General features: G+C 36.3%; 9 protein-coding genes. 3 read left to right on the plus strand and 6 right to left on the minus strand.

Features of this window, described 5'->3' with window-relative positions; genetic code table 11:
* From ACRDEC_RS12045 to ACRDEC_RS12060, 4 genes are all read right to left on the minus strand, one after another.
* Window positions 1-5,371, minus strand: a 5,371-nt coding sequence (locus ACRDEC_RS12045; RefSeq protein WP_431498601.1) for an immunoglobulin domain-containing protein, incomplete at its 3' end; no start/stop codon positions are given.
* 416 nt (window positions 5,372-5,787) lie between these two features.
* Complete coding sequence (locus ACRDEC_RS12050) at window positions 5,788-6,450, minus strand: response regulator (protein ID WP_431498602.1); 663 nt, start codon at window positions 6,448-6,450, stop codon at window positions 5,788-5,790.
* 33 nt (window positions 6,451-6,483) lie between these two features.
* Window positions 6,484-8,439 carry an ATP-binding protein gene (locus ACRDEC_RS12055; protein ID WP_431498603.1) on the minus strand — a complete coding sequence of 652 codons (1,956 nt, stop codon included), beginning with the start codon at window positions 8,437-8,439 and terminating at the stop codon, window positions 6,484-6,486.
* 176 nt (window positions 8,440-8,615) lie between these two features.
* On the minus strand, window positions 8,616-8,819 hold the full coding sequence (locus tag ACRDEC_RS12060; RefSeq protein WP_431498604.1) for a hypothetical protein: 204 nt from the start codon (window positions 8,817-8,819) through the stop codon (window positions 8,616-8,618).
* A 292-nt stretch (window positions 8,820-9,111) separates the two neighbouring features.
* Here ACRDEC_RS12060 and ACRDEC_RS12065 point away from each other — a divergent pair, with 292 nt between their 5' ends.
* The 3 genes from ACRDEC_RS12065 to ACRDEC_RS12075 are packed head-to-tail and all read left to right on the plus strand — an operon-like array spanning window position 9,112 to window position 10,960.
* Window positions 9,112-9,837, plus strand: coding sequence for a metallophosphoesterase (locus ACRDEC_RS12065; protein WP_431498605.1), 726 nt, complete (start codon window positions 9,112-9,114; stop codon window positions 9,835-9,837).
* A 42-nt stretch (window positions 9,838-9,879) separates the two neighbouring features.
* A complete protein-coding gene (locus tag ACRDEC_RS12070; RefSeq protein WP_431498606.1) occupies window positions 9,880-10,377 on the plus strand; it encodes a DUF6646 family protein in 498 nt (165 codons plus the stop codon).
* 1 nt (window position 10,378) lies between these two features.
* Window positions 10,379-10,960: a PhnA domain-containing protein gene (locus ACRDEC_RS12075; RefSeq protein ID WP_431498607.1), complete on the plus strand. Its 582-nt coding sequence runs from the start codon at window positions 10,379-10,381 to the stop codon at window positions 10,958-10,960.
* Between the two features lie 48 nt (window positions 10,961-11,008).
* Here the strand turns inward: ACRDEC_RS12075 and ACRDEC_RS12080 are convergent, their stop codons facing one another.
* Together ACRDEC_RS12080 and amaB are read right to left on the minus strand one after the other, a co-directional pair.
* The gene (locus ACRDEC_RS12080; protein WP_431498608.1) at window positions 11,009-12,430 is read right to left on the minus strand and encodes a PcfJ domain-containing protein; all 1,422 of its coding nucleotides are present in this window, start codon (window positions 12,428-12,430) and stop codon (window positions 11,009-11,011) included.
* 484 nt (window positions 12,431-12,914) lie between these two features.
* The gene (gene amaB / locus ACRDEC_RS12085) at window positions 12,915-14,468 is read right to left on the minus strand and encodes an L-piperidine-6-carboxylate dehydrogenase (protein WP_431498609.1); all 1,554 of its coding nucleotides are present in this window, start codon (window positions 14,466-14,468) and stop codon (window positions 12,915-12,917) included.
* Between the last annotated feature and the right edge of the window lie 47 nt (window positions 14,469-14,515).

The raw sequence follows: 14,515 nt of genomic DNA on the forward strand, positions 1-14,515 counted from the left end.
GGGCTATAACATTTCCACCGGTAGCCGCATCATACCAAATGATACCAGTTCCTGTTACCTGAATGTTGGCAACCGTTGGATTAGTAATTAAACAGAAATCCTGAGTTGTATCACTTGTTGTTGGAGTAGTGCCATCATTAACCTGAACTGTAACAATCAATCGGATGGAACTTTCACAGCCTGTTATCGCATCCGTTTGAGAAGCATAATACACCATGCCGTTGACCAAAGCTGCTGTTGGGGCTATAACATTTCCACCGGTAGCCGCATCATACCAAATGATACCAGTTCCTGTTACCTGAATGTTGGCAACCGTTGGATTAGTAATTAAACAGAAATCCTGAGTTGTATCACTTGTTGTTGGAGTGGCACCATCATTAACCTGAACTGTAACAGCCAATCGGATGGAACTTTCACAACCATTAATTGGGTCGATTTGTGCCGCATAATATACCATACCATTGATTAATGCAGCGGTTGGCGCTACAACATTTCCACTGGTAGCAGCGTCATACCAAATGATTCCAGTTCCAGTTACCTGAATATTGGCAACCGTTGGATTATTGATTAAACAGAAATTCTGAGTCGTGTCAGTTGTTGTTGGAGTGGCACCATCATTAACCTGAACTGTAACAGCCAATCGGATGGAACTTTCACAACTATTAATTGGGTCGATTTGTGCCGCATAATATACCATACCATTGATTAATGCAGTGGTTGGTGCTACAACATTTCCACCGGTAACAGCATCATACCAAATGATTGTAGTTCCAGTTACCTGAATATTGGCAACCGTTGGGTTATTGATTAAACAGAAATCCTGAGTTGTATCACTTGTCGTTGGAGTGCCCCCATCATTAACCTGAACAGTAACCATCAATCGAATGGAACTTTCACAACCGTTAACAATATCGATTTGCGAAGCATAGTACACCATACCATTGACTAAAGCCGTTGTTGGTGCTATTACGTTTCCTCCAGTTGCGGCATCATACCAAATCACACCCGTTTCGTTTACCTGAATATTGGCAACCGTTGGGTTATTGATTAAACAGAAATCCTGAGTTATATCGTTTGTAGTTGGAGTGGCTCCGTCATTCACCTGAACAGTAACTGCTAATCGGATGGAACTTTCGCATCCGGTGGTAATGTCTGTTTGGGATGCATAATACACCATTCCGTTGACCAAAGCTGTCGTTGGCGCTACAACATTTCCTCCGGTGGCAGCATCGTACCAGATTACGCCCGTTCCTACAACCTGAATATTAGCGACTGTTGGATTAGTAATTAAACAAAAATCCTGAGTTGTATCGCCTGTAGTTGGAGGTGCTGTATCATTGACAATTACTGAAACATCCTGAAAAGTTCCAGCTACGTTTTGACAAGTAGTATCACTTGAAACGGAAATGAAATAAGTATAAGGGCTGCCAGTTGCAGTTAGTCCTGAAATGGTCAGCGTTCCGTTTACTGCTATAGAATAAGTAACTCCACTAAACGTTCCATTTACAATTGGCAGTGTGGTATCATTAGTAAAATACCAATTGTAAACCGGATTCGGCAATAAAGTGCTTGGCTGTAAAATTATATTCGTGTTCAAACATTGCTGAACATCACTGATGGTGATATCACTCGCTACAGAAAAAGGCAGAATAGTAAATGTGATCTGCGCTCTTTCGGCTTGTAAAGTCTCACAATACTCATCGGAACTTACACCAACATAATAGGTGTATGTTCCCGGTGCCAATCCTGTCAAGTTTAAAGTACTTGCTGTCTCACCTGGAATTAAGATTTGATTTGTACCATCAAAACTATACCAATGAAATATCGGATTAGTTACTGGTGGTGTTGCGCTTAATTGTGCTGTTAATGTCACTGAGCCTGTTGCACTGCAAAATACGGTATCGGTTCCTGAATTGATCAAAATACCAGATATTACAACCGCCGGCGCAGTGTCACCTACAATTATTGTTATTTTCGTTCTTGACAATACTTCACACCCGTTACGCACAGGTTGTATATAGAAATCATGAGAACCTACTGAAAGATTATTTGGCACTGTATAAGAGGAACCAGTTGTCACAATGTTTCCTCCGTATTCTGCATCATACCATACATAAAATGTACAAGGTTGTGGTGCAATAGAAACAATATCTCCATAACAAGCCTCAATAATATTATCACCTCCGCTTCCTACGATATCAATAAGCGCTTCTCTTTTGACCATGTGCACTTGTAAAAAATCGAGTAAATTAAGAGGTCCTTCAAATCGAATTCGAACACGATCAAAAGCTGGCGATGTTGAATTGGACGTTAAAAGCACTTCCGCTCCTCCGTTAAGAAGTTCGGTATTCAGAAATGACCCGTTAACTTCCATCAAATCTCCAACCGGAGTATTTCCCATATAACGCTGAATCGTGAAACCAAATAACAAACTGAGTGTCAATTGTGTCCCCGGTTTAGAGATTTTAATTTTCAAAATATCCGTGCCTTGAGATATCGTTCTGAATTTCACAGTCATTTCTGCTGCTGCTAACACTCCAATAGTCTTATGCATAGTAGCATAAGTAACTTCATCATTATCAACTGCATTCCATGGGTTTTCTACATATACTAAAGAGCTTCCTAATACTCCTATTCCTTGATCTACCGACCCGTAAAAAATATCTTCCACGTCTCCGGTTTGACAAACAATTGGATTTGCCTCTCTGGTATAATACGCCTCATATACTTTGGCGCTTTGTATAACACTCAAGAGTGATCCAACTATTATTCTGACACCATCGTACGACTGTGGCCCTGAAGCATTGGAAGGAACAAAAGTATATTCAAAAATATTTTCTCCAGGCAGTAAATTGATAAGATCATCATTTGATACCGTTTGTATTGTCCCTATATCAATTGGATTTCCTAAGCCGTCTCTTTTAGTTCCTACGACCGAAATTGCATTTAATAAAGTAAGACCACTAAATTCTGAACCCAACTTTATGGTTACTGGCGTTCCTGCTGAAATCGTTGAATTCCATTGCAAGGTTTGCCATGTGGTTCCTATACCAAGAATTCCAAGACCAGTAATTATAGTAGAATTTGTTTGTAAGTCATGATCAATCGCAGCATTTCCATTAGTAACTGCCCCTGTAATGATTGACCCACTAATTTGAGTATCTGCAAAAACTTTTTCTATAGCTGTCGGACAAGCATCAGGATCAGACACTACTACGGTTACAGATAAATTTTTTGAGCATAACCCATTATTAGCTACAACTGTAAAAGTATAGGTTCCTGCTTGTGTGAACGGTCCTGCTATGTTAGAAGGCAGCGCCACTCCATTTTGATTATACCATACAATTGGTGCATTTGAAGTTGATAATAATGTGACTGTATCACCAAGATTGGCAGAATAGCTTATTGGGGAAACCTCTAGTTGAGGTAGTGGATTTACAGTCACATTAACTGATTCCTTATCGGATGTACATGTTTCAGCCGGATTTGAAGCTTGAATATAAAAAACTCCACTCGCTTGTATATTGGCAGCCTGACTGCCTGTTATTGGATTATCTGCCGCATCATAAAAGGTATACACAGTATCTCCAGACATATCAAAATTGATGATGGCGTCTCTCAGGTTTACAAATCCGCAACCCGTAATTGATGCTTGGATATCTAGGGCTGTTTCAGTTGGAGCGGTAACCACAACCGGTTGTAAAGTATTAATTGCATTTTCACATGTACCGCTGACCTCTATTGAAACATAATAAGTAATTGGTGTATTACTTGTACTTAGTCCACTTATTGTCAATGCTCCTGTGATATTATCTTTAACATATGTTAAACCTGGATGTCCACTAAATCCAGTTATAATTTCCTGGGTTTTTAGCTGATCCGTATAATAATTAAAAACCGCGTTCGGAATAATTGTTGTAGGTGCTAAAACTGCAACTCCCAGACAAGAAGCCTGTACTGTCGCATCAATTGTAATATCTGAAGCGATTGGTACAGGAACGACATTAATCAAAACAGGGATTCTTTCCGAGTCAACGGCACATCCAATTTTTCGGGCTGCAACATAAATTGTTGTTGGAACCGCTAATGGCCCTGTAGTATAACTTCCGTTATAAGCTGTTACTGCCAAAGGGATTCCTCCAACAGCATTGGCATACCAAACCAATTCATTTGTATTCGCAGTCAGTGCTGATACAGTTGCCGTCTGGCCACTGCAAATTGTCATATTCTGACTGGACACATCAATTATTGGCGGAGCTGGCGATCGTGTTATACCATATAATTTTAATGCTTTTACTAAATTAAGCTGTACCAGAGAACTAATGGTCACTTTAACCCTGTCAAACGATTGACCTGGTGATAAAGGAATCGTTACTTTTTGACTGGTATTTAATAGATTCAGCAAGTCCAGATTCAGTTCATTTCCTAAATCGTGGGTATATACCAAGGTCGCACCACTATATGCCTCTACTTTTATCCCATCAGACAATCCTAAATTTAACGGTGATGGATCATCCATTTGAATTGTGATATGAAACTGGTCAGTAGGATTTGAAAGTGAAGAAAAGTAAACCGTCTGGCTAATATTTCCTGCAACTGACAACAGTCCCAAACTAAGTTCTGAAAAACTGTTCATGTCTGTATCAATTGCAAATTTAGGATTTGTAACTCCCGTACCTCCTAACCCTAAAATATCTAATGTTCCTCCAGTTCCATCAAAAGAAGTGGCAAAACTTTTATCGCATACATCATATCCTTCAGTATAAAAAGCATAATATACTGACATACTGTTTGTTGTTCCAAGCAGTAAAGCATCGGTTAGATCTTCAATTTCTAATCTGTTGTATGCCGAATTAGGAGTTATGGCTACATAATAATAGCCATTTTCATCGACTATAAGTCTGACGTTTTCGTTAGAAAATCCTGAATGGCTTGATCCGGAAAGCACACTTGCAGCACCATTTTTAGCTGTAACTGTAAAGTAATGATCTCCTAGAACAACCGTCCCAAGCAAATCAGACAAAGCACCACCCAATCCTCCGCCCAGCAAAGAATTCAAGGCATCAGTATCAAAGCCTATCCGTACATACGAGGTTGTACCAGCCGGCAAAGTGGTGGGAAAACCCAATTCCAGCTTACCACTATAACTGCCAATTCCTAAAGCTATACCGCCGTATGAATTGAGTGTGGCAAAACTGTTGTCATTCAGAATCGCGTTAGATTCATTTGTGACATGACTGTGGGAAATTACCTGATTGGCGTAAACGTAACTTACTTGCGCGCTTAAATCAGTTTGAGAAAAAAAAACGAGTAAGATAGAGATGTAAAATGTTCTGACATAATAATCCCAAATTGTAGAATTCCTATTCATAAGCAATAATTTAATTGTTCTTAACTCCGTGAATTATAGAAATTTGCGTGTAGGTACAAATGCCATAAGAAATGAATTTTTCTTGCTAATTTTTGGGCATAAAAATGCCTGTTAACAAAAACAATAAATTTTAACCGTAATGAAAAAAATTGTGATTTGGGGGTAAGTGGTACTAAACCTAAATTCTAATAAAAATGTTACTTTTTACTTTTGAAACCCTTAATATTAAAGAATTAATTGATTTTTTATTAAGCTATCTACTACCAAATTTACTTCATTTTAAGATTGTCATGGTAAGGTTTTTCCACATCAATTGTTAATATTTTGAATTTTAGGCGTTTACATCATGACCGAAAAGCAAAACACGTCATAGAAACAAATTCCATGACGTGTTTTAAAATATGGAAAACACCTTGTTAAATCAGACCCAGTTTCTTTGCTTCCCTTATAATATCTTCGTCAGTTCCTTTTTCAATACAGAAATAATCTTTTATCTGAACTTTTCTTTTTTCTATGGAACTAATAGAAAGATTTAAGTGATTTGGAAGGTTTTTCGTTTTTATACCTTGCGCAAGAAGTGTTATGATTTGCCTGTTGAAATTGTCCAAATAAACTGTTTTTGATAATAATTCTTTCAAGCATTGTTTTACAGTCAAACTGTGATACGTTTCGCCATTGACAATCATATCAAAAGCACTAAGCAATTCATCTGCAGTAAAATCACTTTTAACCAATAGCCCTGCCGGTTCAATGTTTCTCAGAATATTGTACAGCAAAAGCGCTTCAGTATGTGACGTAAGTATGACGATTTTGCTGTTTGGCATGTGCTTCTTAACTAACATGGCCAAATCTTCTCCTGAAGTAATGTTTTTCTCCTCATAGGGAGGCAGACTATAGTCCAGAAAAATTAAATCGAAAAAATTAGATTTCGCTTTATTTGTAATAATTTCATAAGCACTTTCGCAATTGTGGGCCGCCGATGTTTCTATTTCATACCCTAAAGTATTATAAGACAGAATAATTTTATACCCTTCAATCATTGAAGGATGATCATCTACCATAAGAATTTTTAATACCATAAGTGTTTGTTTATAAACTATTGTGTAACAAATTTATCCTGGAATATAAATGTCAATTTGAGTTCCTTCTCCTTTTTGAGATTGGACTTTAATTTCTCCTTCAACTATTTTTATTCTGGACTGCATATTTTTAAGACCAATTCCTTCTTTGGTTTTTTTAACATCAAAACCAATACCGTCGTCAGCTATTTCTATATGAATCCGATTTTCCAGTTTCGTTATTGTTGCCCTAACATTTTTAGCTTTGGCGTATTTATTAATATTTTGCAATGCTTCCTGAAATATCCTGTACAGATGCATTTTAGTTGTGCTTTCGACTGCATCCCAATTTATTTCAGTATCTATTTCCAAATGGTAATTGGCCTCTGAAATACTTTTTTGTTCTTCAAAGAGCGAATCAACAATGGTTTCAAAACTATCTTTTCCAGAGAAGATATCTTTGCTCAAATCATGTGAAATACTTCTGATTTCTTTCTCAATGTTTTGAATATTCTCTATATGTGAGAGGCATTTTTTGATGGTCTCCTCATCTGTTTTTTTGCTTAAGATGAATAAATTCAGCCTTGTGCTTGTCAGTTTACTCATTACTCCGTCATGAAGTTCCTGAGCAATACGTTTTTTTTCTTTTTCTCTTCCTTCATCAATTTTGTTTTTTTGATCAAGCATCAATTGATAAATTTCTTCGTTGGCTTTTTGCTGATCTTTCTCAAATTGCAATTCTTTATTTCTCGCATGCTGTACTTTGGTAATATACAATAATGCTATTATAAGCAGCAAAACCGAACTTAATCCTAAAATCAGCCATCTTTGGGATGAGATCTTGTTTTTCTCTGCCTCAATATTGTTTTTTTGAGTTAAAATCTCATCTGTTTCGAATTCTATTCTTGCGAATTTATTTCGTGTAGCCCGCTCCATGTTCTGCAGGCTATCGCTCAATTTAATGTAATCCTTATTATAAACGGCTGCTTTTTTAGGTTCGATTTTGGCCAAAAGCTCCAATGACGCTAATTCGTCCCTATAATTTTTTGTTTCATACGCTTTTGCATTGGCATCATTTATATATTCCAAAGCCTTGACTGTATCTTTTTGGGCAAGATAGTATTCAGCTAAATGTATTTTGTTGATAACGATACCGGGAATAATCTGCAGGCTATCTCTTATTTTCAATGATTTTCTAAACATTGAAGAGACCGTATTATTTCCCATTTTAAATTTAGAGTAGGCTAAATTATCGATAATGGCTGCAAATATTGCAGGATGAATTTTATCCAGATTATTAATTTTCAAAGCGTTCTGATATGTTTCGACCGCTTTTCCATATTGCTTTAAATGCTGGTACACAACACCAATATTATTAAATGTCTGTGCTTTCAGAATCTCATATTGAGGCTCTTTTTTTAAGTTTTCCAGTTCTAAAAAGGCTTTTTGGTGGTATTCGAGTGATTTATTAAAATTATCCATCCCCAGCAAAGAGCTTCCTAAATTTACATTACATTCATAAGACAGCATTTTGGCATCAATTTCTTTTGCTAGACCAAGCGCTCTTATTGTTGCTATTTCACTTCCTATATAATTTCTCTCCGTGAGCATAATATAGGCCTTGTACAAAATAGTTTTGGCCAGATTCTCTTTGTCGTTTAACTTTTGATAAAGCTTTTCTGCCTTAGAATAATAATAATAGGCACTGTCATTATTTGCTTTTTCAAAATAAAAATCTCCAATATAATAAAGCGCTTTAGGAACATTAGAAGAGTCATTACTCTCCAATGCCAATGAGTAGCTTTTCCTACTCACAGCAAGATATTTATCCAATTCGTAAAGTTCGAAATACCTGTTTGCAATTTTAAAATGATTTCTTCTGTTTAAAGAATCATTTTTCGACGCATTAACAATTTCAAAAGCTTTGTCTGTATAATACAGCCGTTGTTTTTTAGAATATGCCTCATTGCGTGCCTTAGACAATAAAGTATCTAAGTTCTTTACAGACAAATCGTTCAGCTTTTCTGCCTTCTCGTCTGAACAAGATGCTAAGAAGAGAAAAAAGAGGAAGAGGAAATATATTTTACGGTTCAAATTAATTATCGGTTAAAAATGATTTACACAAATTTAAACAAATTTTAATTGCCCGAAAACGATTACAAAAGTAATTTTCTGTTGTTTTTTAATTAATCCTGTTTTGGCTTAACAATTGGATCAACAGTAGAAACTGGTGGTATTGGGTCATCTTCCCCATCTTTATTTGATAAATTTGCACTATCATTTAATGTGGTATTTTCAGAAACTGGTGATTTCTCGATTTCGTCTACTGAACAAGAAGTTAAAGCACCGAAACAAACTACTAAGCCTAGGGTAAATAAAAAATTTTTCATAATATTAATTATTAATTGATTAAAGGTTGTTTTTGGAAACACTAAAAATTAAAACACAAATAAAACATGACTGTTAAAAAAAAATTAAATACTCTTTATCTATCACTGTTGTTTTATATGTTATAATTTTGAATAAAATTATAACCCTTCGAACCATCAATTTTATGGTTTTTCCTTCTATTTTGTTAAATCTAATTTTACCCGAAAAAGTTTCAAATTGACTGATCTTTTTTAATATTAAAAAATCTATCCTGTTATTTTTTTGTAAATTTCCAATTCTAATATCCCGAAAATGAGAACATTCGTAATAGGCGACATACATGGTGGTCTTATTGCCTTAAAACAAATACTCAAGCGAGCCAGTATAATTCCAGCTGATAATCTTATTTTTCTGGGAGATTATGTGGACGGCTGGAGCGAATCACCACAGGTTTTAGACTTTTTAATTGAGCTTAACCAGACTAACTACTGTATTTTTATTCGCGGAAACCATGATGAGTTGGCTATGCATTGGTTGCAAAACAATCACGATAATCCTATGTGGTATGAGCATGGAGGGAAATCAACCATATTGGCTTACGAAACAATTTCGGAAGAAACGAAGCAAAAACACATTGATTTTCTGCTTTCTCTTAAAAACTATCATATCGACAAACAAAACAGATTGTTTATTCATGCAGGCTTTACAAACCTGAAAGGAGTTACCATCGAACATTTTCCAAGAATGCTCTACTGGGACAGGACGCTTTGGGAGTTGGCGTTGTCTTTAGATCAAAATCTTACTCAGGATTCTGTTTTTTATCCGAAAAGATTAAAACTTTATTCCGAGATATTCATTGGCCACACTCCCGTAACTCAAATCAGCGAAACAATTCCAGTAAAAAAAGCCACGATTTGGAATGTAGATACAGGAGCTGCGTTTAACGGACCGCTAACCATTATGAATATTGACACTAAAGAGTTTTGGCAAAGCGATCCTTTAAATACCCTCTATCCAAACGAAATAGGCAGAAATTAAAAACTAACTTCTTATATTTGTAGCAAATTAAAATTCTAAAAAATGAAAAAAATTATCACACTAATTGCTGTGTTAACGGTATCTTTGGTAAATGCACAGGCCTTCAAGGGTAAGGGAGATATTAAATTCCAGGTTGGAGCTAATATTCAGGAAAATGCGACAGGTATTACATCTACGGCAGATTTTGGTTTAGGTGAAAATATGTCTTTTGGTTTTCAGGTTACTTACTTGCTTTCGGCTAATAAATATTTAGACTTTAAACCTGAATTTCAAGACAGAGCCGATGTCAGAGGACGTTTTAACGCTAATTTAGGTAATGTTTTAAATATTGACGATAAATTGGACGTTTATCCTGGTTTGGATTTAGGATTACGAAATTTTGGCGGACATGTAGGTGCCAGATATTTCTTCACAGATGGATTTGGGGTATTTACCGAAGCTGCATTTCCTATCGCAAAATATGACACAACTGACAATGAGCTTTTTGACAACTACAACAATCAGTTCAATGTAAGTATTGGAATGTCTTTTAATCTTTAGTATGACTCCAATAGAAAAAAAATTATACGAGAGAAGCGATTCCAAATGCGAATTGTGTGGCTCTAACGAAGATTTAAGAATTCATTTAACGAAAGAGGAAGCAATATCGGTAGATAATTCTGTTTTGGTATGCACTACTTGCAAAAACCAAATCGAAAACACGACAACAACAGATCCGAATCATTGGAGATGTCTTAGTGACAGCATGTGGAATGAAAACAAACCAGTTCAGGTTGTGGCTTGGAGAATGTTGAGCAGATTAAGACCGGAAGGCTGGCCACAGGATTTACTGGATATGATGTATCTTGATGAAGAAACTTTAGTTTGGGCTTCTGCAACTGGAGAAGGTGAAGATGAAGATGGAAAAATCATCCACAAAGATGCAAATGGAAATATTTTAAAAGATGGAGATTCCATAGTGCTGATTAAAGATTTGGATGTAAAAGGCGCTACTTTTACAGCAAAACGAGGCGCTGCTGTACATAACATCAAATTAGTTTGGGATAATGCCGAACAAATTGAAGGCCGTGTGGAAGGACAGCATATTGTCATTTTAACCCAATATGTTAAGAAAACGAAATAGTCCTGCTTAAATAAAAACAAAAGAGCTGTCAATTATGACAGCTCTTTTTTATCGGCCTAGCAGCATACATACCTTTATCAATAGAAATATCACGTACAAGATCCATTTCCAATTGATTTCATTATCAAAAAATGTAGTATCTCTTCTGTTGTATTCCTCATTATATTCATAGCGAGGAGCAACGTATCGATCTTGAACAATATATTGATTTTCGATTGGCATTTGGTACTGAGCCTGATCTGCAGCATCTTCATATTCAAAACACAATATTATGCTTTCTTTTTCAGCCCATTCTACTATTATTTCATAGGCTTCAAAAGAAACGTATTCGTTGTATCTTGCTTTCGCCTGAACTACTGCCCGATCTGCCAAATCTACCTCTATGGTAGCCAATGTTGCATAGTCCGTTTGTTGTTGCTTTTCTCTCAAAGAGAATATCGCTGTTCGACCTTCAATACAAACGTACTCGTACTCGGCAACACAGTGGCTCATTTCATAACCTTCTTCGTACAATTCTTCAGAGTTTACCAATTCTACAATATAATACAAACTGTTTTCGTTGTCTTTTAAAGTGTGTTTTTCAAAACCATTGATACCACTTGTTGTCCATTGGGCTCTGTTCAAGGCATTCATTTTTTTGAAATACTCAGAATGCCATTCATCAGAATTTCGAACCAATGCCTCCCAAGTCCTGCCTTTCATACTGAAGTTTTTATTTTCACCGAATTGTTCTTTTATAAAAAACAAAACTTCCTGCACTTTTGCAAAAGGCAATTCTTCGTATTTAGCAAAAAAAACGACAACCTTTTCCCAAAAAACTTCTTGCCCAAAACTTTCAGACAATACACTCCAGGCTAATGTTTCAGCCATTGTTTCTGTGGCACCGAAACCTTTGGCCTGAATATATCTTATGGCTTGTTCCACACTGTAATTAACCGGTGCATTTTTGAACTCGTGTGCCATTTTCTTTGTCAAATGAATTGGAAAACTACTCAAATTCAACACACTGTCACCTCGGCCCAATTGCACGTACCACAACATTTGTATTTTATTTTGGCCATAAAAGACACTTTCCAAAAACTCCGGAACTTCGTATTTTGCAAAGCAATTTTGGATCAAAGAACTCATTTGGTTCTCGGCAACGAAAGACTCTTTTTCCCAAGTAATACTATCTCTGACCATTTTATTACCGAAAGCGGCAATGTTAGCCAATGCGTTTATGTACAATTCATTTCTCAACAAAGCATAACAACCTTGAGCTTCCAAATGCAACAACAAATCTCTGAAAGCAGCTCTTTTCCAAGGGTTTTGAACTTGGCTCATAGATGCAAAGCAGGTTGCGATTATTGATGCTAAAGTACCTTGATTGCCTACAGTTGCACTTTTTTCAGCATATAATCGCTCCACCATTTGCTTAAAAGCAGAGGCCGTTGTTGTCGTGTTTGTCAATATTGTTGTCTTTGTTTCCATTGTTGATGATCTTTACAATTCTTTTTTAAGTCATTTTTGTTTTTGTTTTTAAATTAAAATGCCCGACTCTGAGAATTCAGAATCGGGCACATAGCAATGTGTTACAGCTACCGCTAATGCAGCTGTATTTTCGTTTCTGAAATTGTTTTACAAAATCCGATTAAGATTATTGTACTGTTCTTTTTTTCTCGATTCATCATAAGCATAAAAAAACCCGAAAGTTTAATTTCGAGTTATTGTATTGTTGATTGTCAATTTTATATTTCTAATCACATAGCAGTAAACCCGATACAGACGACGGAAGATTTCTTCCTTCGCTAAGCGCTGTGTATGTTGATTTACTAAAATGCATTGTTTTTGTTTTTTAATTCGGGAGCAAAAATAATTGTTTTTACCTGGTTTCAAAATTTTAAACCTAATTTAGAATTAAAATAAAAAAAGCGTCCACTCTTGTGAACGCTTTTTTCTATTCTCTCTTAAAAGATTACAAATCAAATTTAATTCCTTGTGCCAATGGCAAACTTGTAGTATAATTGATTGTATTTGTTTGTCTTCTCATGTAGATTTTCCAAGCATCAGAACCAGACTCACGTCCGCCTCCTGTTTCTTTTTCTCCACCGAAAGCACCACCGATTTCAGCTCCTGAAGTTCCAATATTTACATTGGCAATTCCACAATCTGAACCTGCAACAGATAAGAAACGCTCTGCTTCACGCAAATTGTTAGTCATAATAGCAGAAGATAATCCCTGAGCTACTCCGTTTTGAACATCAATAGCATTTTCTACTTCACCTGAGTATTTCAATAAATATAAAACTGGTGCAAAAGTTTCGTGCTGCACAATTTCGAAAGCGTTATTAGCTTCAGCAATAGCCGGTTTCACGTAACAGCCACTTTCGTATCCTTCTCCTGAAAGAACACCGCCTTCAACTAAAATTTTACCGCCTTCAGCAACAACTTTAGTCAAAGCTTGGTTGTACATTTCTACAGCATGTGTATCGATAAGTGGGCCAACGTGATTTTTCTCATCTAATGGATTTCCAATTCTTAATTGTCCGTAAGCAGATACTACAGCGTCTTTTACTTTATCGTAAATACTTTCGTGAATAATCAAACGACGAGTTGAAGTACATCTTTGTCCTGCGGTTCCTACAGCGCCAAATACAGCACCGATAACTGTCATTTTGATATCGGCATCCGGAGTAACAATGATAGCATTATTTCCGCCTAATTCTAATAATGATTTTCCTAAACGACCTGCAACCGCTTGTGCAACGATTTTACCCATACGAGTTGAGCCTGTAGCAGAAACCAAAGGCACACGTTTGTCAGCAGTCATTAATTCTCCTATTTTATAATCTCCGTTAATTAAACAAGAAATTCCTTCCGGAAGATTGTTTTCTTTTAAAACCTCTGCGATGATATTTTGACACGCAATTCCGCATAGAGGTGTTTTTTCAGAGGGTTTCCAAACGCAAACATCTCCACAAATCCAAGCTAAAGCAGTGTTCCAAGCCCAAACTGCCACTGGAAAGTTAAAAGCAGAAATAATTCCAACAACTCCCATTGGGTGGTATTGCTCATACATTCTGTGTCCCGGACGCTCAGAGTGCATTGTCAAACCGTGTAATTGACGTGATAATCCTACTGCAAAATCACAAATATCAATCATTTCCTGAACTTCTCCGTAACCTTCCTGCAAAGATTTCCCCATTTCGTAAGAAACCAATTTACCTAAAGCTTCTTTATGTTTACGTAATTTTTCGCCAAATTGACGAACAATTTCTCCACGTTGCGGTGCCGGCATCAATCTGAAAGTTTTGAAAGCTTCTGTAGCCGATTGCATTACTTTTTCGTAATCTGCGGCAGTAGATGCTTTTACTTTACCAATTAATTGACCGTCAACTGGTGAGTGACTTTCAAAAATTTCTCCGTTAGAAAACCAGTTGTTTCCTGTTGAAGTTCCTTCGTTTATCGCCTTTACGCCTAACTGCGCTAATGCTTCGGTCATACCGAATTGTTGTGCTATTGTTGACATTTTAACTATTTTATCGTTTTTTGTTATATTTTTCGCAAATGTATGAT

Origin of the sequence: Flavobacterium sp., from assembly GCF_050696275.1 — a bacterium.
Classification (GTDB): domain Bacteria; phylum Bacteroidota; class Bacteroidia; order Flavobacteriales; family Flavobacteriaceae; genus Flavobacterium.